The 23857-nt window shown below is 40.1% G+C and carries 17 protein-coding genes; 4 read left to right on the top strand and 13 right to left on the bottom strand.

Annotation, left to right across the window (positions count from 1 at the left end; translation table 11 throughout):
- Positions 1-195: 195 nt before the first annotated feature.
- The 3 genes from ACT89M_RS04105 to ACT89M_RS04095 form a co-directional block, all read right to left on the bottom strand.
- A complete protein-coding gene (locus ACT89M_RS04105; RefSeq protein WP_186809820.1) occupies positions 196-1320 on the bottom strand; it encodes a response regulator in 1125 nt (374 codons plus the stop codon).
- A 26-nt stretch (positions 1321-1346) separates the two neighbouring features.
- A complete protein-coding gene (locus tag ACT89M_RS04100; RefSeq protein ID WP_308723298.1) occupies positions 1347-4427 on the bottom strand; it encodes a hybrid sensor histidine kinase/response regulator in 3081 nt (1026 codons plus the stop codon).
- Between the two features lie 314 nt (positions 4428-4741).
- Positions 4742-5734 (bottom strand): tRNA dihydrouridine synthase, encoded by a 993-nt coding sequence (locus tag ACT89M_RS04095; protein ID WP_308723299.1) that lies wholly within the window; start codon positions 5732-5734, stop codon positions 4742-4744.
- A gap of 209 nt (positions 5735-5943) precedes the next feature.
- On the opposite strand from ACT89M_RS04095, the gene ACT89M_RS04090 reads away from it, so the two are divergent.
- The gene (locus ACT89M_RS04090) at positions 5944-6423 is read left to right on the top strand and encodes a DinB family protein (protein ID WP_253497336.1); all 480 of its coding nucleotides are present in this window, start codon (positions 5944-5946) and stop codon (positions 6421-6423) included.
- A 110-nt stretch (positions 6424-6533) separates the two neighbouring features.
- Complete coding sequence (locus tag ACT89M_RS04085; RefSeq protein WP_154891643.1) at positions 6534-6740, top strand: DUF2536 family protein; 207 nt, start codon at positions 6534-6536, stop codon at positions 6738-6740.
- Positions 6741-6965: 225 nt separating this feature from the next.
- On the opposite strand, the gene ACT89M_RS04080 is transcribed toward ACT89M_RS04085, so the two are convergent.
- Positions 6966-8930 (bottom strand): ABC1 kinase family protein, encoded by a 1965-nt coding sequence (locus ACT89M_RS04080; protein WP_308723300.1) that lies wholly within the window; start codon positions 8928-8930, stop codon positions 6966-6968.
- A 245-nt stretch (positions 8931-9175) separates the two neighbouring features.
- On the opposite strand from ACT89M_RS04080, the gene ACT89M_RS04075 reads away from it, so the two are divergent.
- Positions 9176-10060 (top strand): GNAT family N-acetyltransferase, encoded by an 885-nt coding sequence (locus ACT89M_RS04075; protein WP_154891641.1) that lies wholly within the window; start codon positions 9176-9178, stop codon positions 10058-10060.
- Between the two features lie 369 nt (positions 10061-10429).
- Positions 10430-12196, top strand: coding sequence for a leucine-rich repeat domain-containing protein (locus ACT89M_RS04070; protein ID WP_487345001.1), 1767 nt, complete (start codon positions 10430-10432; stop codon positions 12194-12196).
- 102 nt (positions 12197-12298) lie between these two features.
- On the opposite strand, the gene ACT89M_RS04065 is transcribed toward ACT89M_RS04070, so the two are convergent.
- The 9 genes from ACT89M_RS04065 to ACT89M_RS04025 form a co-directional block, all read right to left on the bottom strand.
- Positions 12299-13441, bottom strand: a complete 1143-nt coding sequence (locus ACT89M_RS04065) for a LicD family protein (protein ID WP_154891639.1) — start codon at positions 13439-13441, stop codon at positions 12299-12301.
- A gap of 71 nt (positions 13442-13512) precedes the next feature.
- Complete coding sequence (locus ACT89M_RS04060) at positions 13513-14361, bottom strand: TylF/MycF/NovP-related O-methyltransferase (protein WP_154891638.1); 849 nt, start codon at positions 14359-14361, stop codon at positions 13513-13515.
- A gap of 17 nt (positions 14362-14378) precedes the next feature.
- A complete protein-coding gene (locus ACT89M_RS04055; protein ID WP_308723302.1) occupies positions 14379-15227 on the bottom strand; it encodes a LicD family protein in 849 nt (282 codons plus the stop codon).
- Complete coding sequence (locus ACT89M_RS04050; protein WP_154891636.1) at positions 15217-15945, bottom strand: glycerophosphodiester phosphodiesterase; 729 nt, start codon at positions 15943-15945, stop codon at positions 15217-15219. The genes ACT89M_RS04055 and ACT89M_RS04050 overlap by 11 nt, the downstream gene beginning before the upstream one ends.
- Positions 15942-17255, bottom strand: coding sequence for a metallophosphoesterase family protein (locus ACT89M_RS04045; RefSeq protein ID WP_154891635.1), 1314 nt, complete (start codon positions 17253-17255; stop codon positions 15942-15944). Before ACT89M_RS04045 ends, ACT89M_RS04050 begins: the two co-directional genes overlap by 4 nt.
- Positions 17256-17293: 38 nt before the next feature.
- Entirely contained in the window at positions 17294-18394 is a 1101-nt protein-coding gene (gene glf, locus ACT89M_RS04040) for a UDP-galactopyranose mutase (RefSeq protein WP_154891634.1), read from the bottom strand.
- Between the two features lie 70 nt (positions 18395-18464).
- Positions 18465-20873 carry an adenylyltransferase/cytidyltransferase family protein gene (locus tag ACT89M_RS04035; RefSeq protein ID WP_308723303.1) on the bottom strand — a complete coding sequence of 803 codons (2409 nt, stop codon included), beginning with the start codon at positions 20871-20873 and terminating at the stop codon, positions 18465-18467.
- 42 nt (positions 20874-20915) lie between these two features.
- Positions 20916-22283: a glycosyltransferase family 2 protein gene (locus ACT89M_RS04030; RefSeq protein ID WP_154891633.1), complete on the bottom strand. Its 1368-nt coding sequence runs from the start codon at positions 22281-22283 to the stop codon at positions 20916-20918.
- Between the two features lie 5 nt (positions 22284-22288).
- The gene (locus ACT89M_RS04025; protein WP_154891632.1) at positions 22289-23854 is read right to left on the bottom strand and encodes a CDP-glycerol glycerophosphotransferase family protein; all 1566 of its coding nucleotides are present in this window, start codon (positions 23852-23854) and stop codon (positions 22289-22291) included.
- Between the last annotated feature and the right edge of the window lie 3 nt (positions 23855-23857).

Genomic DNA, 23857 nt, shown 5'->3' with positions numbered 1-23857 from the left:
TCTCCTCTCAATATCGCTGTATTCACCTCAACACCAATAAGTCGCGTAATTCCCCTTCTTTCGACATTCGTGGGTCCCGAGAACTAATTTTACTTACGTACGCTTACAAAACACTTACAAAGAACCTCAGAAAACGCCACAAAAAAAGCTCCGCAGAATCCCATTTATCAGGGAGTACCGCAAAGCTTCTTCTAACTATGATTTTCCCATCATTTCCACATACATCTGCTCCATGAAGGCAGGCGGTTCCATTCCCATTTCCTGCTGGAACACCTCTTTCATTTTGTTAAAATGCATGGAAAAGGAAGTTCGATCCTGCCGGTGCATAAAGATCCTTAGCATCATTTCATGACCTTCTTCATCGTAAGGAACGATGGAGAGAAAGAATTGCAGAAAATCCTGTGCTTGCCGATACTCTCCTCTTTTCATATATAAGCGAGCCAGCGTTTTGGACATATCTCGAAAGCTTTGATTAGCCCGTTCCTTATCCGCTTCACACCAGGCGTAATCTTTCCAGCCAAAAAGTGCCCCCTTATACTGCCTTAAAACCTCTTCTGCATCCGCAGGATATCTATCAATCTGGGCAGATCCTCCCCTCCTCAGCTCTTCGAAGCGCACATAATCACAGGATTCGAGGAGTTGAAAATGATAAAAACCCTTTTTGGAGCTTAATTGAATATGGATGCCGTTATCCAGCAAGGTTTTCTTCATGCGAAATACGGTTGTATGCAGATTTTGTTCTGCTTTCTGCGGCTCATGCTCCGGCCATAGACTTTCACATATACTCCATTTAGAAAGACTCGTATCCCTGTGAATCAGAAAATATGCGAGAAGCTCTTCTGTCTTTGCCGTCGGGAAATCGACCGGGCTCCCATCGTTTAAACGAGAGACAATATACTGACCGAAACATTGGATACGGGCATGCGTTTCTTTTTTCCTCATAGGAGCCCGTCTTTTACGCTTGAGAATTCGCCGAATGGTATCACGCAACGCCACTTCATCTACAGGTTTCAAGAGATAGTCAAGCGCATTCACCCGGAATGCATCCAGTGCATACTGATCGTAAGCTGTAATAAATACAATCTCCGTATCCAGTTCCATGCCCTGCAAGTTAGCAGCCAGTTCCAGACCGTTCATACCGGGCATATCAATATCCAAAAAAGCTGCATCCGGCTGCAGACGGGGGAAATCATTCAGCAACTCCGAAACATTCGTGTATGTGCCAACGACCTCCACTTCCTCTATGCCCTTTAGGATGTGCTGCAGCCGCATAATAGCCAGTCGCTCATCATCCACGATGACAACTCTCACGAATATCATCCCCTTCTCTCCACGGTTACAAGAGTTTATATTTTGAACTGGAACCTGACACTTGTCCATTCGCCTGCTACACTCGTTACCTTTAATTCTTCTTTACAGAAGTGTGCCAATCTCCGGCAGATATTCATCAGACCTACTCCCCTTCGTTGAGATGAAGAGTTACTTGCTACCCATAATTGTTGTAATTGATCCGGGGTCATGCCGACGCCATCATCCCATACTTCGATCTGAACCGTATCCTCATGCAGAGTAATGGACAAACGAACCGTTCCTCCAACGACCCTTCTCATGACACCGTGCCGGATCGCATTCTCCACCAAAGGCTGTATCGTTAACGGAAGGATTTTTTTCTCCAGCGTTGCTGGCTGTACATCATATATAACCGTCAGTCGATCCTCGAATCGGGCTTGTTCAATCGCCACATAGGCCTCAACCAGCTGAAGCTCGTCTCGTAGCGACACATAACGATCCGGTCTGGGATCAAAGCTCCTTCTTAAATAATGACTAAGATGTGTAATGAGATTCTCTGCTTGTATCGGATCTATACGGCATAAAGCCATAATGGAATTCAATGAATTAAACAAAAAGTGCGGCTTAATCTGTGACTGGAGAAAATCAAGCTCTGACCTCATGGCATCCTCAACGGACGTCTTTAACCGTAGTAGCGTTTCTGTTCTGGCCCTTATTTCGGAAGCGTCAAAGGGTTTGACTATAAAATCGTTCGCTCCTGCCTTTAACCCTCCCTCAATATCGCTGGGAGAATGAAGCACCGTCAGTAAAATAATTGGAAGCTCAAACAGACTGAACTGCTTTCGTATCTCTCTGCAGACCTCAAACCCGGACATTCTGGGCATCATCACATCCAGTAGAACTAAGTCGATATCCGAGCGGCTATGAAGCAACTCCAGTGCCTCTACTCCGTTATTTGCCCACACGATATGATAGGGCTCACTCGCAAACAGCCTGGACAGAACATGGAGATTCGACATTTCGTCATCCACTGCCAATATAGTGAACCGGCTTTCAGCAGACGGAGACTGATTAACCGAATGTTCCGGAATGGATGGAACTATCGAAATCTGCTTCTGCTCTACTATATCATTCTCATAAGTCGCAGCAGCTTCCGTACTGCCATCCCCATTCTCATCCGCTAGCGGGAGTGTAAAAGCAATCCCTGTTCCTTTGCCCTGCTCGGACCAATCAATATAAATGTCTCCATCCATCAGATGCAGCAGCTTCTTGCAAATAAACAATCCCAAGCCCGTTCCACTATACTCATACGGGGAGTGGGCTTGCTCGAAAGGTTGAAAGATCGTATCCCATTCCGACCTGGCAATTCCCACACCGCTGTCTTCAATCAAAATGGTCACTCGATCTGCTGTTACCCGGGCACTCACGGTGATGACGCCTTCCTGAGTGAACTTGGCCGCATTGCCCACCAGGTTGTAGATGATCTGTTTCAACCTGTTCTCATCTGCAGAAACGAGAGGCAGCCTATCGGGTACGGCGTTAACCAGCCTAATTTTTTTCCCTGTAATGAGATATTCGAACAAATGGAACACGAGAGATACCGTGACGCGTACATCCACTTTTGCAGGAAGGACAGTCAATTCGTTACGTTTAATTTTCTCCATATCCAAAATATCATGAACCAGCGCGGACAACCTTCTGGACGTATCCCGGATTAAGGACAGATTTTGCATCTGAATGTCGTTCAGTTCTTCTGCGCCTGCCTCCAGCATGTTCTGGGACAAATTGATGATGCCGTGCAGTGGTGTTTGGAACTCGTGCGAAGTCTGAAGCAGAAACTCATCCTTCTGCTTGTCCGCCTTTTGAAGCTTGGCTGCCATATTCTCGATAGTGTTATACGCTTCAGAAAAGCGGTAAGACATAATGAAGGATGCCAAGAAACAAAAAGCTAAAATCGCGTAATACCCCAACTGGTAACTTGTCGTCAGGCTGCTCAAATATAGAGCATAATCGAATAGACCCACCAGGTAGCTACATAAGGCCATGATAAAGAGCGCCAGACTTTTTTTTCTGAACTCGCCATATCGTCCCTTCCGGTAGGAATAGAGCAGAACACCAATTATAATGACGTAAGCCCCGAGTTGAAAGGTACTGGCGATCATATTGAAGTCGGAATACCATTGAAAAGGGGTGACCAGAACAAATGCAATATATAGTGCCATCCCATATACAAGGCTTCTGGTAAACCAGCGAGCAATCAGTCCCTTGCACATGGATTGGATAAACATCACCATCGTAATTAAAGAAAGATATAACGATATGGCCTGAATTTTATAATAAAACTCGGTGGGCAGATCAAAGTATTCTACGATAATCCGTTCGCCGTTACTGGCAAAGGACCATGCGATTACAATACAGCTTAACCCGAAATAGAGAAGACCTTGTTCTTTTTTGCGAATAATGTATACACTTAATTGATAACATCCCAGCATCAGCAGGGATACAATTAGCGTTAAATTAAGGACCGTTGTATTGATGTTAAAAGCTTGAATGCCCTGCGCACTTCCAAAGTAAAGGCTATAGGGAATGCCGCCTTGCGTATTTTCAAAATTGGCTACATGAATCAAAATCTCTGCCGTATCCCCTTGTACTGTAAAAAAGGCATTATACGGCCTGTTCACATATTCATATGTATGTTGATTTAAAGTCGGGACACCGCTCTCTCCCACCTTCTCGCCATTTACATAAACGGTACTCGCCATTCGGATGTTCGAAATTCTTAGACCATATACCCTCGAAGAAGGCTCCAGCTTCACCTTCAAACGGTAGGTTCCACCACCCTTGGCCTGAAGAGTCCCATCTTGTGCTGTATGTCTCCAAAATCCGGGTACATGAATGAATTGTGCACTTGAAACGGGGTGAACTCCTGGACTCAGTAGTTCATTCCAGTAAAATTCCCATTGCCCGTCCAGTGGTGCTACTTCATCGGAATTAAAATTCCATGTGGTCATATCCAGGATTCCATTCTTGGATGGCTCTGGCTTCATGCCTTTATTCTCCGTTGCTTCCTGTAATCCAAATAACAAAAGATAACAACCAAGACTAACCGCAACCAATGCCACGAGCATTCTTCTCATCTAACCATCTACTCCGTTTCATATCCTAGCGTAAAGGCACGTGGGATCAGCCTATCCGGTTCATTATATCAGCTTAACCCAAGCTGCAGAAGGCAGATGTAAGGTCTCATGTCAAATGGTTAAACCATATAAAAAGCCCAAGCGATCGTTCCACTTGAGCGATTTATAGAGCTTTTAGAGTTAGATATCTCTTCATCTAGACATGGTTATCTTGCATGCAATTCAGCCATCATCATTCTGAAATAGGAATCAAGAAGTTCCACTTTGTATCTAGGATTCACTTAACAGAACTTTACTGTGATCATGCAACTGTTTTATATGCTGTTTCCCTCTGTAACTACCTGCTCGTTCCTTGCAAATTCGTCCAACAACTCACGTACTTTAGCGGTTGTTTTGGCGTTCATCAAGTTACCTCTCAGCTCACTTGCACCGCGGAATCCACGAACATAGATTTTGAAAAAACGCGCCAAAGGACTGAACGAACGAGGTTCAAGTTCTGCATATTGATCATGCAGATCCAGATGTAGCCGAAGCAGATGAAGGAACTCTTCCGTCGAGTGCTCCCTTGGCTCCTTCTCAAACGCAAACGGATTTTGGAATATGCCCCGTCCAATCATTATGCCGTCCACGCCGTATTGCTCTGCCAGTTTCAAGCCAGCTTCCCGGTCGAGGATATCCCCGTTAATGGTAAGCAATGTATTCGGTGCGATCTCATCCCTCAGTTTTTTGATCTCGGGAATCAACTCCCAGTGGGCATCCACCTTGCTCATTTCCTCTCTTGTGCGCAGGTGAATGGACAGATTCACGATGTCTTGCTGCAAAATATGAGTTAACCAGTCGCGCCACTCATCGACCTCAGTGAAGCCCAGTCTTGTTTTGACACTCACCGGCAATCCCCCGGCTTTTGCGGCTTGGATGATCTCCGCGGCAAGGGCAGGTCGGCAGATCAAACCGCTTCCTTTGCCATTCTCCGCTACATTCGCTACAGGACAGCCCATATTAATGTCGATGCCTTTGAAACCTTCCTTCGCCATGCCAATGCTCATCTCACGGAAAAACTCTGGCTTGTCTCCCCAAATATGCGCCACAATCGGCTGTTCGTCTTCGGTAAAGGTCAACCGTCCGCGCACACTTTTGTTGCCTTCCGGGTGACAGTAACTTTCCGTATTCGCAAACTCGGTAAAAAATACATCCGGTCTGCCCGCCTCACTGACAACATGCCGAAATACAACATCGGTCACGTCTTCCATCGGCGCAAGTATAAAAAATGGTCGTGGCAATTCACGCCAAAAATTGTCTTTCGTCATATCCAAAACCTCTCTATACATACTAGGGAAATTATTTATCCCGAAATAGCCAATCAGTTGTAGCTCAATTATATCACACCCCTGAACGAAGCATACTTCTCCTGTAAACTTGAAAATATTTGACATTAATATACAACAAAGATATTATAGATATGTTTAGTCTTTAATTAAAAAGCGAATCGTTATTCGCTTATAAAGGAGATTAATGAATGAAAATGAATATACTAACGAATCAATATGAGATGATTAAACGAACAAGAGAATCCCTCTTCCGAATGTGTGAGACGATGTCCCCTGAATCATACTTGCAAACCGCCGACGCATTAGGTGGGGAATCCATCCGCAACCTGCATGTTCATGTCTCAGATTGTTATCGCATATGGTTAGGCGTTCGCGGTCTTGGACGAACCATTCCCAAGTTAAAACCAGAATTCATCAGAGATGTACAGGAAATGCGTGCATTATTTGAGAAGACAGATTTACTGGTAGATGAATTTCTTCATCATTTCAAAGACAATTGGGACGCAGACATTCAAGCCAGTTGGATGAGTGAAACAGCTGAATTAAGTGAATTATGGCTTTTCACCCATTGCACAACCCATGAATTCCATCATCGAGGGCAGATTACGAAAATCGCAAGACTGCTCGGAACCATTCCTCCCAAAATGAATTTATCTAAAATAAAATAATCACATTCGGTTTAACTGATTTTCACTTGCTGATCCCCAGAGGCTCAACTACAATGAAACTCGGGTAACTCATTATTAACATTCATATAAAGTGGAGGTCTACATCACATATGGAAATTTCATTAGATATCATGAAGGACAAGGTTGAATGCCTTCAAGCTTATGACTTTCAGGAATTGGAACGAGCGATCGATGAACGGATGGGCGTTAACAAAGCCCTTCTTCTACGTGTAAAGTTAGTTCAGCATCAAGTTACGTTTGATCCTGTTCGGAACAAAATGTTGTACAGTGCTGTGGTACATTTTACTGTAGATTAACGGGTTCATGTGAAGTTAACATATCTTTACGTGATGTCCGATTACGCACAAAAAACAGGTCATCTATAAGATGACCTGTTTTTTTATGGCATTTATATATAGAACGCCATCGATACAGGATTAACAAGTTACTAACCACTTTTCGCGGGGATACTTATGTGAGGCATTAGGATTCTTTAAAGAGCCATCTTCATTTCGATTGCGTTCAAGCCTATCCATCGTCTCCTACACCTTCGGTTTCAACTGTTTAATTACAGCCATGATCAATATGATCATGCCTACGCCAAAACCAGATATGGATAACGGAGCAAGTAAAAATCGCATCGCTTCCCCCTGCACCACAAAGCTAGCAAGCATGACGACCATACAGATTACCGTGAATATACCCACTGTCAATGTGCCCATAAAATCATGTAGTGAATGATTTTCCTCACGAGCAATCGTAATTTTATTGTCCTTCAGAATAGGCAGTTCCAATAACTTCGGAATGTAGTCCGTAATCTGCTCTTTGACCTTTGTCAAACGCTCTTTGACGACTTGTCCTTTATCCATATAAGTTGCGTAAGATTGACTGGTTGCGGATAAAGAGTACGTATCATCTACAGATGAGAGCGTGCCATCCAACGTAATGATGGCTCTGAATGCTCCGGCAATCGTAGGTTTTAATGACATCCCCATCTCTGTGATCATGGACATCATTCGTTTCATCATGACACTTGTCGGGTCAGGTGAGAAAGACGCTTCGGACAAAAGTCGGCTCAGACGCTGTTCAATCAACTTTTCATCCAGCAAATGCCCATCCTCACAAACTCGTGTCAAACCATCCGCCATCTCTTTCGTATCTCGACTGCTGTATCCCATCAGGAAGCTTAACATCCCACCTCGTTCTTCATCCGTTAAGTAGCCCACTGAACCGAAGTCGATCAGCGCAACCTCTCCATCAACGGTCAGCATCAGATTTCCGGGGTGCGGGTCTGCATGAAAGATACCTATCACTAGAATTTGATCCAAAAATGCGTGCATGACCCTCTCCGAAACATCGCTTGTCACCGCTCTCGTGAAGCTGGTTCCTTCGATATATTCCATAGTTAAAATCTGTTTTGTCGAATACTCCGAATAGATTTCGGGGACACGGATACGAATGTTGTGTTCTTCGAATGCTTTGCGAATCAGATTCGTATTCAAGGCTTCGATATCAAAATCCGTTTCCTCGATCAAATTCTGTTTGAACCCTTCAGCAAGCTGAATTAATCCAAGGCTTTTGATTTTGACAGAGCGCTCGGATAGCCATGATACAAACTGGATTAAAATATCCAAATCGACCGTCATTTTCTGCTTCACATCAGGTCTTAAAATTTTGACAACAACCTTCTCTCCCGCCAATTTCAGCTTCGCCAGATGAACTTGTCCAATCGAAGCGGCTGCGATGGGTTCCATGCCAAAGGATTCATACGTTTCATCCATATTGCCGATCTTGGTGTCGATAATCGCTTTCAGCTCCTGTGGGCTTAGCGGTTTCACCTGATCATGTAAACTGGAGAAGGCTTGGATGTAGTTTGCAGGTAACATGTCCTTTTTGGTCGATAAAACTTGGGCAAACTTCACGAATACACCACCCATGCTATCCAGTACCTCAGCAATAACATATGGCAGTTTGGCATGATCCTGCTGAATCAAATGAGCCAAACCTTTGCGTGAAATAATCCAGAACATGTACATCATCCGCCGCCACGCACGAACTTTATTCAAGATATACAGGAGCGGATTGGTTGCCTGCAATATTTTAAAATTAAACAGGTTAAGAAGCATATAGGCATAACACGCGATGAATATAATAAGCAACGGATAATAGATAAACATGACTCTAAGAATCTCGGCATCTGGTGGAGCTATCTTTTGATTAAAGTATGTAAAAGAAAGGACGAGCGTTACAATTGATGTACTGAATAATATCGCTAAGCTGAGCTTCAACTGGTTACTTTTGAACGTGCTGATATTTCCAATAATAAAATACACCAAAAACGCTGCCACCAAAATACTGCTCAGATAAAATTGCTCCAACACCTGAAGTAGCATGCTCACCACAAGAGCACTGGCGAACGAGATCAGCACTTTATGTTTCCTGTTGAAGAACGATGTAAGTAGCAGAAATACAATAAAACACACGAGTAATATAACAAAAAAGAACATCTTACATCCCACCTGTTATGTAATGGTAGTGACTCCCCCTCACTATAACATACCTGGTCATGCATAAAGGCCTGAGATTTTTGTGATTACAAACAGGAAGTTCTAACGCTTCTTCAAAGTTGTTGAATATCTCTATCAGTTAAAAGAAGGAATTTAGAAACTATTGCTGAATAATATCTGGTAGAAATGTAAGTGAAATTGCACCTATTAATATACATAAAGGAAAATGTTAAGGAGAACCTACCATGCAGGAATTAATCTTTATGAAGAATTATAAAAACAATGACACACTTCGGAACAGTTTTTTCGAACTCGCTGCGAGTACGTTTGATATCCATTTCGAAAAATGGTACCAACATGGTTGCTGGGGCGAAGGATACATCCCTTTTTCGTTTATAGATGAAAATCAGGTTGTTGCCAACGCATCTGTCAATATACTTGAACTGATTATCCACGGAGAGAAGAAAAAAGCAATTCAAATCGGAACGGTGATGACACATCCCGACTACCGCGGGCAAGGACTATCTGCACGTTTAATGAACAAGATTTTGGAGGAATACGAGAACAAGTACGACCTCATGTACCTCTTCGCCAATGACTCCGTTCTTGATTTCTACCCTAAGTTTGGGTTCAAACCCTTAGAAGAACATTTATTTTCAATCGACTTTCATTGTTCAGCTAACCCATTAGAATCTGCAAACCTGCGGAAACTAGATGTAACTGACGCAGAGGATTTACATCTTATTAGGCAATTCGCGTCGCAACGACTGCCTGTTTCCAAGCGGTTGGCTACCCACCACACTCCCGGCATATTCATGTTTTATTGCTTGAATGTGTTTAATGATGATATTTATTATTTGGAAAACGAAAAGGTCATTGTCATTTATCAGAAGGAAAACAGCAATATCAACCTCTTCGATGTTGTCAGCTTAAATGAAAACAATATGAAAGATATTCTGAATAAAATTGCTGATGCAGATACCGAGAAGGTAACGTTTCATTTTACACCGGATGAAAATAAAGATATGGAATTAAAAAGTACGCTGACCTACGAAGGTCTTTTTGTAAAAACCCATGGCGATAACCTCTATCCTGTACATGTTAAACATCCAATCACATCCATTGCTTAGTGGACTATTAAATGATGGCTATCATCATAATAACTATCCCCGTTTAAATTAAAAAATAGACCATAAAGGAGCAGGTCCCCCCTGCTCTTTCTCTATGTGAAACTTCATTATCTTATTGAACGTAACACTTCAGAACGATAAACTATAGTGTGAGCCAGTCACGCTACATCAGTAGTCTCTAGAGAAGGCTCATCAAATATAAGCTCTAAATTAAATCAGATAACTGATCAGTATGATCTTACAAACATCATCATGAAGGGGGAGGCATTCGTGGCATTTATTCCGTTAAACTGTCCCAATTGCAACGGAAGAATTGAATACAAGGAGGGGCAAGTTTTAAAATGTCCGTATTGTGAAACAGAGCTTTTATTGAAGCAAAACCATGTCTATTATGTAGACCAAACCATTAATCATTACCACGGAACGCCTCCTAAGGCAGCGCCGAAGCCAAACGTCTCCGTAAGGCTATTACTGATACTGATGTTAATCCTATCGGGTGCCATCGGTGCTTATTTTTACTCCAGTACGAGTTCCACGCTTCAAAAAACAGAAGCTAATCTGCCTGTACGCAAGATGCCGGAAAGCGAGGTTCTGCTCTCCTTTTTACGGGACATCTTTGATAAAGGATCTGCCTCGCCGACAGAAGAGGAACTCGCTCGTGTGCGCTATCTGACCGTAGATTATCTGGATAGTGACCAATGGCAGTTTACCTATAGCTTCTCCGATCCCTTCAGCGATGAAAAGGCTGAGAAGATCACTTATGTTACTCAGGACAAGAAATTGAACACACAGGAGATTGACCAGCGAGATTTTGAAGCCTTCACAGGACTTACAGCGCTCGACTTGACGGGAACCTATGAAATTGCCCAGACGGATCAAACCACGTTTGCTCATATGTCTGGATTGAAAAGCTATGGTGGTGCTTTTAACGAATCCTTTAATTCGTTTTCCAACTACTTTGGTGACAAGTCTAAAATCACGCACCTGACTACCCAGCTTCGCAGCAATCAGGAATTAGCATTACTGCTGGAATTTCCTAACCTGAACTCTCTATCGATTACCTATGTCGATGAGTCTATAACGGATTTTCACCTGTTAAACAAACTGCCGCTCAAGTCCCTGTCACTCACGTTTGTCAATGAACTGGGATGGTTGTCGTCCATGACCGGGCTGACATCCTTATCCATCAACTACAGTGAAACCACAGATTTGCAGCCGTTATATGCGTTAACCCAGCTTCAAGAACTTCAGCTTTCCTATTTAAACAACGTGAAATCCATAGACTTTGTGCAAAATATGCCTGCTCTACAGAAGCTGGACATCGAGAGTTTAAACTTTTCCAGTCTGGAACCGTTAGCTGGTAAAACCTCGATTACCAAACTGCGCCTGGCTTCCTTAAGCAAGCTTAGTTCAACAAAGGCCATAAATAGTCTATCCTCATTGCGGGAATTAACGTTGTCCGGTTATTACGAGAATGCAGAAGCGCTGACATTACCCGATGCAGGCAAGGTAGAAATCCCTGGCTCCTTCCTCTCCGGGCTGAAGGCACCTGCCACAACCAATCTGACACTCCGTGGCGGAAGCGGGGGGTTAAATCTGGCTGCCCTAGGCAAATTTCCAAAGCTGGAACAACTCTCCCTCTGGGAAATCAGTGAAATCACTCAACTCAGCTCGCTGAACAGTTTATCTCGCTTACAAAAACTAAACATTAATGATTCATCATTGTACAGTGAAAGTGATGCGTTATTTCGCTTGAAGCAGGTAAAATCGCTAGTATGCTCGGAGTGCAGGCTTAATTTCGAACAAAAGGCAGGAGCGGAGAACAAGGTGCTTGAACATTTAACCCTGGAGGAGCCCTATTTTAGCATAAAAAATGCATCTGTCAGTGAAGTGGATCAGATGATGCCTTACTTTTCCAAGCTATCCGCTCTTCGTTCCTTTACCATACAAGACAGTAACCTGGCTTCGCTTGATTTTATGAGCAACTGGCAAGCCATTGAAGAACTCCATCTCGAAAACAATGCCATTTCCGATGCGGAGACCTTAAGCAAGCTGCCCAAGCTGAAAAAAGTATATTTATCTGGTAATTCGGTGCAGAACAAGTCTGTGCTTGGAATAAACGTGAAGGTATATTAATACTTATGGCAAAAACCGCGCCAAGGATATGAACTGCACCCCAATTGTTAGACACAACTACCAATTGGAGGTGCAGTTTTTTTATAATCCTTATTCCAATTTCTAATATTTTAAGCCATCTATAAAAAAATAGTAATCAGATATATTCATTTCTTCAAGCTGCTCGGCTATTTCTTTATGATAGATACTTGCAATAATCAGCCGTGAATTCTCATCCATTAACGCACATAATTCGGAAGGAGACCGTACTGGTACACCATATGCTACACTCCCCCATGCGGCTTTACGGTTATCAAAAGCGCATACCACATTCAATCCTTTGCTGTAACGCTCCATCCACATCCGCAAGCTATCGCCAGCACCGAAGATATATACTTTTTTATTTTTAATATCGCGCAGCATGTCAGTATAGGGACGAACATATTCTTTGTAAGACCGGCCCATATTCACAATACTATGATCAATATGCTTCGGTTTGCGCTCCCTGGCATCTGGCTCGTATAATCCCCCAGGATAAGATGCAATAAGTATTTCCTTATAGCCCACAGGCACTGGAATTATTAAATCTTCAAAATTTAACTCTATGCTCTTTGAAAACCACTGCTTGTCGTATACTCTTCTGCCATGCTCACCCATTACTACGGGAACGGCATAATATAATTGATTTTCATATTTTGAACAGAAACGTTCATAACGATCTACTATAAAATCGTATTGACCAGCTATTCCGCCGGCAGCATAACAAAATTCCTCTTTACCCGGTGACATCTCTTCACCCTGACATTCATCAAGAGCAGCTGAAGCATATAACTGAACTTGCATCTTAAGTACAGTTTCTTGAACACGCTTTGCGACATCGCCACCTGGCATATCATCCAGAGGAAGAATATCAATGTAGGCTCCCATGTGACCACCACGTGTATAACCGTTAGGAAAGCCTGAGAGAACCGTCGTATCACTTCTTCTCAGCCTCATAAAATGTGGAGCGGCAGCCGGGTCATTTTGAGGCGTTTGCAAGAAATAAGGTTCATCAAACCAGTTTTGTGAAAGCCGAAGACGATCATATTCTTTACGTGGCAAAGCAATATCTACATCGTCGTCCCACGGGATGAATCCTTTATGACGCACTGCACCGAGAAGAGTTCCAAACATGGCGAACCACGTTAGCTCTTCACGCTGTGCAACCTTCATGAATTCTCTAAGGATATCCAGTTCAACGACTTGCAAATCATTAAGTTTATTCACTAATTAATCTCCTAAATAAGGAATAAGTTTATCTAATACGACTTAATAGTCTAACTTAACTAAATTAAATTTTAATGAATACCCTTTATAATTGCTACACTGGAATTATCACCGATAGCAATGGGAAATATAGAATTTTTATCACAAAACTCATCAACTGCTTGTTTAACTCCTTTAAAACGTGTGGAAAAGTAATCATGGACCAGTACAATTCCACCATTCACGAGATTTTGATAGAAAAACTCCAACCCTGCTAAAGTTGGTTTATATAAATCAAAGTCCAAATTTACAAATAAGAATGTATCTTCAATTCCTTCAATAGTTTCTGGAAAATATCCCTTTTTAATAATTATTTTATTCGGTATAGGCATAGATTTCATTACAGATTCAAGAGATGTAAGTCCGCCGAATGTACCCGCTAACGAACTGGAAAAACCGTTTGTTAATTCTACTCCTATATCCCTTTGGTCAAATCCTTCAAAGGTATCAAACAGATATAAAGACTGATTAGGAAACGTTTCATTAATTACTTTCGCGAAAGAACCACTCAACACGCCACACTCCGCACAGGAGCCTACTAGTCCTCTGTCTTTAAATATCTCAGCTTGTGACTTCAAAAAAGCGATTCGAGCCTTATACGAAAGCGATACTAAACTATCGTCGATTTGAGTTTCATTTACACCCATGCTTATAAGTTTTAGCTTTAATAATTCAATATCCATAATTGTACCAATATAGATTTTATCATAATCAAAGTTGACAATATCTTCTGGGGAAATAATTGGGATTCCATTGATAGTTTTTCCTTGTAAACTTACATCGTTATCAATAAAAGCCAAACAAGAAAGCCCCTTTTTCTTAATCTGCTCATATACAGACATTCCTGTGGCACCTGCACCATATATAATTGCTCTCTCCATGATGTTCCTGCACCTTCCTAATCTAAAAGTTTATAGTATGAAACAGGATGTGACTTTCTTTTGCTTTCGGGAGGAATTGATAAATAATCATCCCCATATTTGTGTTTTAAATATATAGCTGCACTATTCATACCTGATAAATTGAGATTCTCAAATTTATAGATTGTCGTTTTTTCATACCACTCACGCCTGCCCTCACTTATCTCATCTGGTGAGGGAAAGGTTATCACTCTTACACGGTCATAATTTCTCCGGTTAGTGCTCTCTGAGAAATGCTCTAAATGATTAGCTACGTAATTAAGTGGTATTTTGTTAATTAATTTATAGATCCAGCGGAGGATTAGATTTTTTTCTGTTAGCTTGCCTACTTCTGACCACAATATTTTACGGATTATCTTACAGTGAAGATTGTGCAATTTTGCAGCAAACTTCCCGTCAGGTACATTATCAAATGGAAAAATATCAATAAAAATACCCGACTCATAAGGCATATGGGATTGTCCTTCCCTTAAAAAATAAGTGTTTTTACGTCTGATTTTTCCATATCCCCATCTGTATCCTGGGGTTGTCCTCATATCTTGAAAATAAAAACGATCATGGTCTAATTCTGTCTCACAAATTTTGCAAAACTTCTCATATTCTTTCCGGAGCAAACCAATATCTGCATCATCATCCCAAGGTATGTAACCCTTATGACGGATGGCACCAAGCATGGTACCTCCAATCATCGTATAATTAATGTGATGCAATCGACAGATTCTGTCCACTTCCTCTAACATTTCAAGCTGGACAAGCTGAACTGCTCTTAAATCTTCTCGGGAAAGTGGCCCCTTTTTTTTCTTATCGGGTTGCTTATCATTTTCCATGTGTTAAAACATCCTTCGCCCAATCAATTCTATTAACTATTACTGCGTCTACACCTAAATCCCGTGCAAGCTGTAGTTCTTCATTGTTTATTACAGTCCAAGGACGGATTAGTATTCCCCGTTCGTGGCAATCTTTCACAAGCGATGGATGATGTAGCATATGAACACTCGGGTGCAATGCTTCTGCGCCAACTTTTTCGCATTGTTCTCCTGTAACTAATACTCCTCCGCCACATAACAACGCTGTCCTACTTAAAGGTTCAAGCTGTTTTATTTTTTGGACCGAGTAGTGATTAAATGACGACCATACTATTCTGTCACACATGCTGTAATTCTCAACAAGTTTTAATGAAATACGCTCAATGTCATTATAATAAATGATGCCTGTTTTCAGCTCAATATTAATAGTCAATCCTGTCGGGTACAATAATTTCAATACTTCTGCTAGTGTTGGTATTTCCATAAAGAGTGGCTTGCTTCTCTGACATTTATTGAAATTCAACTTTTTAATTTCAGATAGAGTATAGTCCTTTACCCATCCCCTTCCATCGCTAGTTCGATCAACGGTTTCGTCATGAATGACAACAACCTCGTTATCCTTGGTAAGCTGGATGTCGAGTTCTACTCCATTAATCCCCAGTTGGGCTGCAACTTGAAAACCAATGAGTGTATTCTCTGGTGCAGAAGAATAAGCTCCACGATGGCCCCATATTTTCATTTAGTCCACTCTGCCTTTCCATGTGCAACAATCCTATCTTTACCTGCACCAAACCTTACAAATTGGATCTGCTGTTGCTCTGGATTGACTAGCATGATATCAATAGCTTCTTGTGAAGCATTACCGAGTTTTCGATCAGGGGTGATGAAGCCAGTCGGCTTATATTCCAGAAATGCTTCACACTTAGAGTTCACTATGGATATAATAGGGAAACCTTCCTCATTATCAAGAAAATCACCATGGTTATGCCCATTAATAAAAGCTAAAATTTGATTCGCATTAGATTTTAATAGATCCATTAGCTCTTTCTCGCCTCGTATTTCTTTAGCCCAATACTGTAATCGTCTAGTAGGTGTAAGATGTGAAAAAATGATCGTTTTCCAATCTTCCGGTGTATGATCTAGTTGTGTCTTTAGCCATTGAATGCACGCTTCGTTATATCCGTAACGCAACGTCTCATTGGGGTCAAACGAATCTAAAAATATAAATCGGAGTTTGGGATGCTCAAAATCAACGGAATAACGTGGCTCATTTCGGCCTAAATAAAGATCACATTGTTCTTCAATTGAAAAGGGCTCGGGATTATTCCCAAAATAATTTGTGTCATGATTCCCTAGTGTCACCCATAAAGGTATCTCATTCTTCTTCAAGTCTCCAAGAACTTGTTCTACATAATGACGACTCACTTCACGAGAAGTCATGCCATCCGTGAAATCTCCGAGGTGAATAATCCCTCTGAGGCCTAAGGCTGCATGTAGTTGTTGGATCGAGGCAGAAGTGTCGTTCCAAGTACCATTTACCGTATAGTGTGTATCAGTCAGTAATAGGAAGGGAATATCCCCTTCTCCCCTTACATTGTTAACAGACTTTGAAACACGTTCAACTTCATTGTTGATCCACATTTTTGTTTCAGGTGGAGTAATCTCCGTTTTTATAAAAGAAAGGATACGATTGATATCCTCAAAATTTTCGAAATTTGCCCCATTCGTTTTCCTAAGACACACACGAAAATAAACGTGTTCCGTAAACTCGTAATTTTCTTGTCTATAACTGCTACCACTCAAATCTTTTTGGTAAACGGTCCAGCTCTCATCCGGTGCATAATCATACGTATATATCCAACGATCCTGTACGTCTGCTGCATAAGTAGCCACATTGAATTTATACTCGCAATCCTTTAGCAGCAATTTGTCTCCAGGCGCGGCCATATAAAAAAAAGGTGTGCTCAGCATTTCAGGATGTCCTAACTCTTGCAAACCATCACCGGCTCTTATCTTCAGTCCCGCAACCCCCGTTAATGATATCTCCAAGAAATCCACTCCCCTAGTACTATTCGAAACGTTGAGCTCTAAACCTCGTTTAATTCTTTTCTTACCGTATCCAGAGCATTCCTAACGATCTGCCACATGTCATAGTATTTATATTCAGCTAACCTGCCACCAAAAATCACATCTTCTTCTTGATCAGCCAGCTTCTTATAATTTAAATAACTTACATTATTTTTTTGATTATTAACCGGATAATAAGGCTCGTCTCCCGGTTTATACTCTTTGGAATACTCGCGTGTAACTATAGTTTTAGGCTGAGTACCAAACTCAAAGTGCTTGTGTTCAATAATGCGGGTAAAGGGTGTGGTCTCATCTGTGTAATTCACAACGGCATTACCTTGGAAATTAGGTTGATTCAATATGTCTGATTCAAAATGAAGTGTACGATACTCAAGTGCACCGAATCGATAATTATAGAACTCATCAAGCATACCCGTGTATACTGTCTTTGTAGCAATGCCTTCGAAGTATTCTCTTTGTGTAAAATAGTCCGTATTCAATCTAATTTCGCTACCTTCCAGTAACTTTTCAATGATTGGTGTATATCCACCCATAGGTATTCCTTGATACTGATCGTTAAAATAGTTGTTATCCCATGTAAAACGAACGGGCAAGCGCTTAATTATGAACGCGGGCAAATCCTTGCAAGCACGCCCCCATTGTTTTTCCGTATAACCTTTAATCAGCTTTTCATAAATATCACGGCCAACCAAGGATAACGCCTGCTCTTCTAGATTCTTAGGCTCGTCACATTTCAATCGTTGCTGCTCTATTATCTTTTCAGCTTCTAACGGATCAGCAACTCCCCATAACCGATAGAATGTATTCATATTAAAAGGCAGATTGTAAATCTCTCCATTAAAATTGGCTAATGGCGAATTCGTATAGCGATTAAATGTTGCAAAAAGATTAATATAGTCCCATACTTCCTTATCGTTAGTATGAAAGATATGTGCACCATATTTATGAACGTTAATACCTTCCACTTGTTCTGTGTACACATTTCCACCGATATGATCTCTTTTATCAATAACTAAACATGTTTTATTACACTTTGTGGCTTCATAAGCAAATACTGCACCAAAGGGGCCAGCACCAACAATCAGATAGTCATACTTCATAAAAATCACCGCCTTATTAAACTCGTATAGCTAGCTACTCATCCCTACTTCACTAGGGCTAATAGCCTCATCAGGACGGAGTCTGACCTGCGATTTGTTGCCTTATTGCTTTTTGCAGTATAGAGGAACTTGTACTCTGTGTATATGGGAAAAACTCTAAGTCCGATCCTAGACTACGAAGTTGCGATTGAAGCTTCGTCCAATGAAGCTCATGGTCGCTTCCCGAAAACAAACAACCGAAACGAAGCTCTTTCCAAGCATCAATTTTATTGGTATTGTTCTTATCAATCGGAATAACTCTATCTACATATTTGCATTGCTTAACAATCTCAATACGCTCTTCAAATGGAATGAACGGAGTCTTGAATTTCTCGTTTTCAATAATTTCGTCTGTTAAGACGCCTGCAATCAAGTAATGACTACGCTCCTTGCATCTTTTCAAGAGATTAAGATGACCAATATGAAACAAGTCAAACGCTCCTGTTACATATCCTATATTAAATTTCCCGTCAGATTGGGTATCCGCGATAGAAAATGGCAATAAGTCATCCATACTTTTCTGATAGATACGATAACTATCCTCATAAATACCCATAGCATTTAATTGCTCAACAATTGGTTGATAGTTTGCAACAGCTATAACAATTCGATATGTTCCATATATAAATCGACCAGCTTCATCGGGGGATTTAACAGGAATTCCTCGTTTGACAGTTCCCCATAAATCGGGATTGTTATCCACTATTAATTCTATTGCATACTGTTCTCCATACTTATCCAAAAAATAATCTGCATATTTACCAGAGCCGAATAATATGAGCTTTTTATCGTTTAGGTCGGAAATGGAATCATAAAGTTTAATTGAACGGTCACTGCTCAATTTGATTGTCCTCCTATTGCTTCTAAAAATATACTCTGGATCATTCATCCATGTTGAACGTCCTGTATATATATCTTTATTTACGATCTTTCTGCTCAACTCGTCTTCGGCTTTCAAATATAGATTCCATTGACTTGTTAACTTATATTTCTCCTTCATTTCTTCAAGTGGAATTAGTTTAACAATGTCTGGCATAAAATTATAAATATCATGTACAGCCCGGAACATCACATATCCTGCCGGACAATAATTCATGGTATATTCCTGATCAAAAAACAATAATTCCCCATCCAGAAAGAAACAATTCACTGGAATCATTTCAATATAGGCCTTCTTTAATACAGGTCCCCAGTCCTCATGAGGAGCCATAATTGCAAAAGAATTCTCCAAGGTATACTCCGATGAGTTAAGAATGTGATTGTATAACATGTCGAGGCAATTCAAGATTGCTTGTCTATTACGATCATTGATCAGTTTTCTTAAATGGTTTGATAATGTCGGAGCCTTGATCCGATCCATAACTGCCATGCCATTCTCAATTGTAATATTAAGCGAGGGTATTTTTCTCTCATGCTGCTCTTTTGCATTTTGTCTCAACTCTTCAAGCCCGGATAACCCTTCATTATATATAGGTATCTTTTTCACCTTATCGTCATTACAGATCACTGTCGCAAAAGCTCTATCCCGACTTCTTTCCGAAGAAATGGCAGAATATAGTATATCAGTGTGATTCATATAGTTACTACACTCAGCAATAAAATAATTTGAAAAAGTAGTCAGTACATTATTTTGAGCGAGCTTACGATACAAGATTCTCTCGCTTAGGACTCTCTCTTCGTTTTTGGAGATATATGACTTCAAACGTTCTGAAATATCCTCTGTTGGCGGATGGTCATCTGTGTAGATGAGTTGAGGGTTTCTATAGTCAGGAAAAGGATAATAAAGCTTTACAGATTTAAAACTCAGCTCATCAAGAAAATGAAGGAGTTCGCTACGGGTAAATCGATACGTACCAGAGTGATTATCAGTAATTCCTTCAAACGGCAAGTCTGATTCGGCGTCTCTTTCTCCACAAAAAAAACGAGCACCAAAGCGATTGGGAATTACAGCAAGGATCTTTCCGTTTGGAGAAAGCATACTTTTCATCGCTAAAAAATAAGCTTCATAGTCTTTTTCACGTAAACGATCAACGCTTTCGTCGATAGCCCAAATGATATAATCAAAGACTTGTTCGGATTCCTTTTTTTGAAAATCCATCACATCGCAATGTATTACACTGAGATTCATAATATCCTTCATACGCTTCTGAAGAAAGTACGCACGGTAACCGTCCTTTTCCACAACAATAGTGTTTTGAGTTCGTCTGCATATGTTCGTTAAAAAAGCACCAAATGAACCTCCGACCACCAATACGTTCGAAGTGCTCTCAAATGGGTACCATGCGAATAAACTATTTGGAATATCGCTTAGGTAGCGTGCTACCTCCAGACGCTGATCTTTTCGAATAACATCTACAAAATTATTATCAGGATTCGAATGGATGTATGCTCCTATATCCGCATCGATCTCATTTAACGGATGAGGAATGCCGTTAATCATAACGTAGCTCCGTTCGTTGAAAAATTTGAAATCATTATTAAATCAATAATTTTTTAAATACGCTTTACTTAATAATAAATTATCTACACCTAAGGTATATGCAAGAATATGATCATCGGCAATACCCATGCTTATTAATTGTTTCTCTATTTCTTTACGGTGAGCCTTGTTGGCAACAATATATACTGCCTGTGGGTAATCCCTAATAGATTGCTCCGGTGAGATTATAGGCTTACCATGTAAATAACTGCCCCACAAGTTAGAATTGTTATCACAGTATGCTTCGATAGTATCTATTTCATTTAATTCAAGCAAAAACGGAACGAATTCTCCTAAGTAACCCGATCCAAAAACGACAATTTGTTGAGCAACAGCCAACTTGCTCAATAAAAAGGAAAATTCATTACGCCTTTCAGTTTCGATCTTCGCATGATAATCATATAGTTCTATCGGATTTTTAATCAATAAATTCAACTCTAACCATTCATTACTTGTTAATTGTTGAGGGGCTGTACTATTTTGAAATATTTCTTGTTTCAATCGTTCAGAAATAACTTGCAGGTTTATTATTGCGGAATCCCAAACACTTCCCGAAATTGCCATTAATCTTATTCGTAGATTAGTTTGACGAAACAGTTTGCAGTAGCTCAATGTACGCCACATGTGTCCTTGATTTTGAAGCAAAAAATCTGCATATTGATACTCATCAATTAAGTATTGGTAAGCTTTGTGATTATATACCGAAGCATCTGGATTATCCTGACGATAATGATATAATATTTCATCTAGATAAACTGCTTTTTTTGCTTTACAAAATGTTTGAAAAAGAAAACCGATATCTTGATAAGCAGCCCCAGAAGTTTCATTTAATTTTATAGATTTAATAAAATTCTTTTCATATATACCTGTCCACAAGTAATAATCTTTAAGAATAAGCTCAGGTGTTACACTCGGATTAACAGAAATTCTGCCTTGATCATGTGCAAATTCTTTTTCAGTGAAAACCTCTATTTTTCTGCTGTAAGTTTCTCCTTCGCTCTTTTCAAAAAATTTCAGTGCCCCTCCCTTAACATAATCTGCCTTTGATTTTAAAGCCTGCTTATATAAAGATTCATACATATTCGACTCTATATAGTCATCTGTTTCTACAACTCCAATAAAGTTTCCATGAGCTATTGATATTCCCAGATTTAATTGGTAGCCGTAACTTCTTTTAGAGGAGTGTATGACACGGACTCTATTGTCTGTAGATTCATATTTTTCCAATATTTCAAGAGTTCCGTCTGTTGATCCTGCATCTACAGCAATAATTTCTATATCTCTTAATGTTTGGTTTATTACGCTTTCCATACATTGTTCTATATAATTGGCCACGTTTAATGACGGCATAATTACAGAAATTTTAGGCATATCACTTAACTCCTTGTACCATCAATTAAATCCAGGATAAATTTTGCTGAACGCTCGCTAGCATGTCCATCTTCATGAACACCGTACTTTTCCATAAATTCATCGACTTTAATTACATATTCTTCTCGATTAAAATTCTCAATATGATTGGTTAACTCTTCATTTGATTCCGCAATTGAGAATGGCAGAGTGTCATAATCAATTAGCAACTTACGTTCACCATTGATATACTCCTTACGATCTGGAGCAAACAAAAATACAGGCTTCCTAACATAAGCAGGCTCAAACATTATACTTGAATAGTCTGTAATCATGATATCTGCAGCAGCAACAAGTTCTTGACTGTCTGAATAATCGCTGGCATCAATAACATAATCCAATAATGTTATTGATTTGCTTGCATGTGAAACTAACGGATGTAATCTCAAAAGAACACACCACTCATCAGAAAATTTATTGACTAGTTTTTCGATTATTAATTCGTAATCAATATTTGTTTCATAAGGCTCTCGTATATTAGAACCGCCTAGTTTGTAGCGAAATGTCGGTGCATATAGTAGAATTTTTTTATTATCATCTAAACCATAGTGTTTTTTTACTTTTTGTCTGTATTTAGTCTCATTAAAGAGAACATCAGAACGCGACGATCCAGCCTGTACTATCTCACCTTTGAAGCCGAATCCACTTCTGCAAGTATCTGTGTCGAATTTACTACCTGTTATAATGTAATCCATCATTTTTGAATTGTGTCTGCACATTTCAATTTCCACATTGTCTTTGCGAAATGTTGTAAAGTCAAAACCAAACGTTTTTAATGTAATACTGGACCAATGTTTGACTTGTACATAGATTTGCTCCGATTGTTTTTGAATATATAATGGAACCATATCATCATGCACCCATATTTTCGCAGTTCTCATTTCATGAATATATTTCCTCTTATTTTTCCAGTAAACAAGTCGGATGCCTTTAGGAACTTCTATTTTCAAGTCGGTAACAACCCAAACAATATCCAGATTACGACGCTGCTTTAGCAACTGTTCCGCAATGTATTTACCATGCCCGAAATAACCACCCGTACTGTAAAAAATAAGTTTATTGGACTCAATTTCATCCGTACATTCTGTTAATAAACAATGGTTAACAATTTGATCTTTAGCTAAAACAATAGACTTTCTCTTTATGGCTTCCATGGCTAACAACGAGTAATAATTACTTATGCCTAAGCTATCAAGTTGCTCTGCAATTTGTTCAGCTGCGTTAAGATTTGCTATGAGGATAACTAAATTATCATTCTTATACTGCTTTAATACGGACACATCTAAAACTTTCTTTTCTTTACATCTCTTCAATGAAATTTCATCTACAAAAAAATCAATTCGATGTCCATGCTTACTTTCGTCATTATCAATTATACCGACAATATCATCTGAATGATTTTGGAAATAAAAATCAGCGCCATAGCCGGCACCGAATATAAATATCAATTTATTTGTTTTAATACTATTAAATTCTCCCCAAGTCTGAACATTAAATTTATTATTACTAAATCTATACTTTTTCTCATCCATGTT

This window comes from Paenibacillus sp. NN59 (genome assembly GCF_057597225.1).
This window is presented reverse-complemented; position numbering and strand designations above follow the sequence as displayed.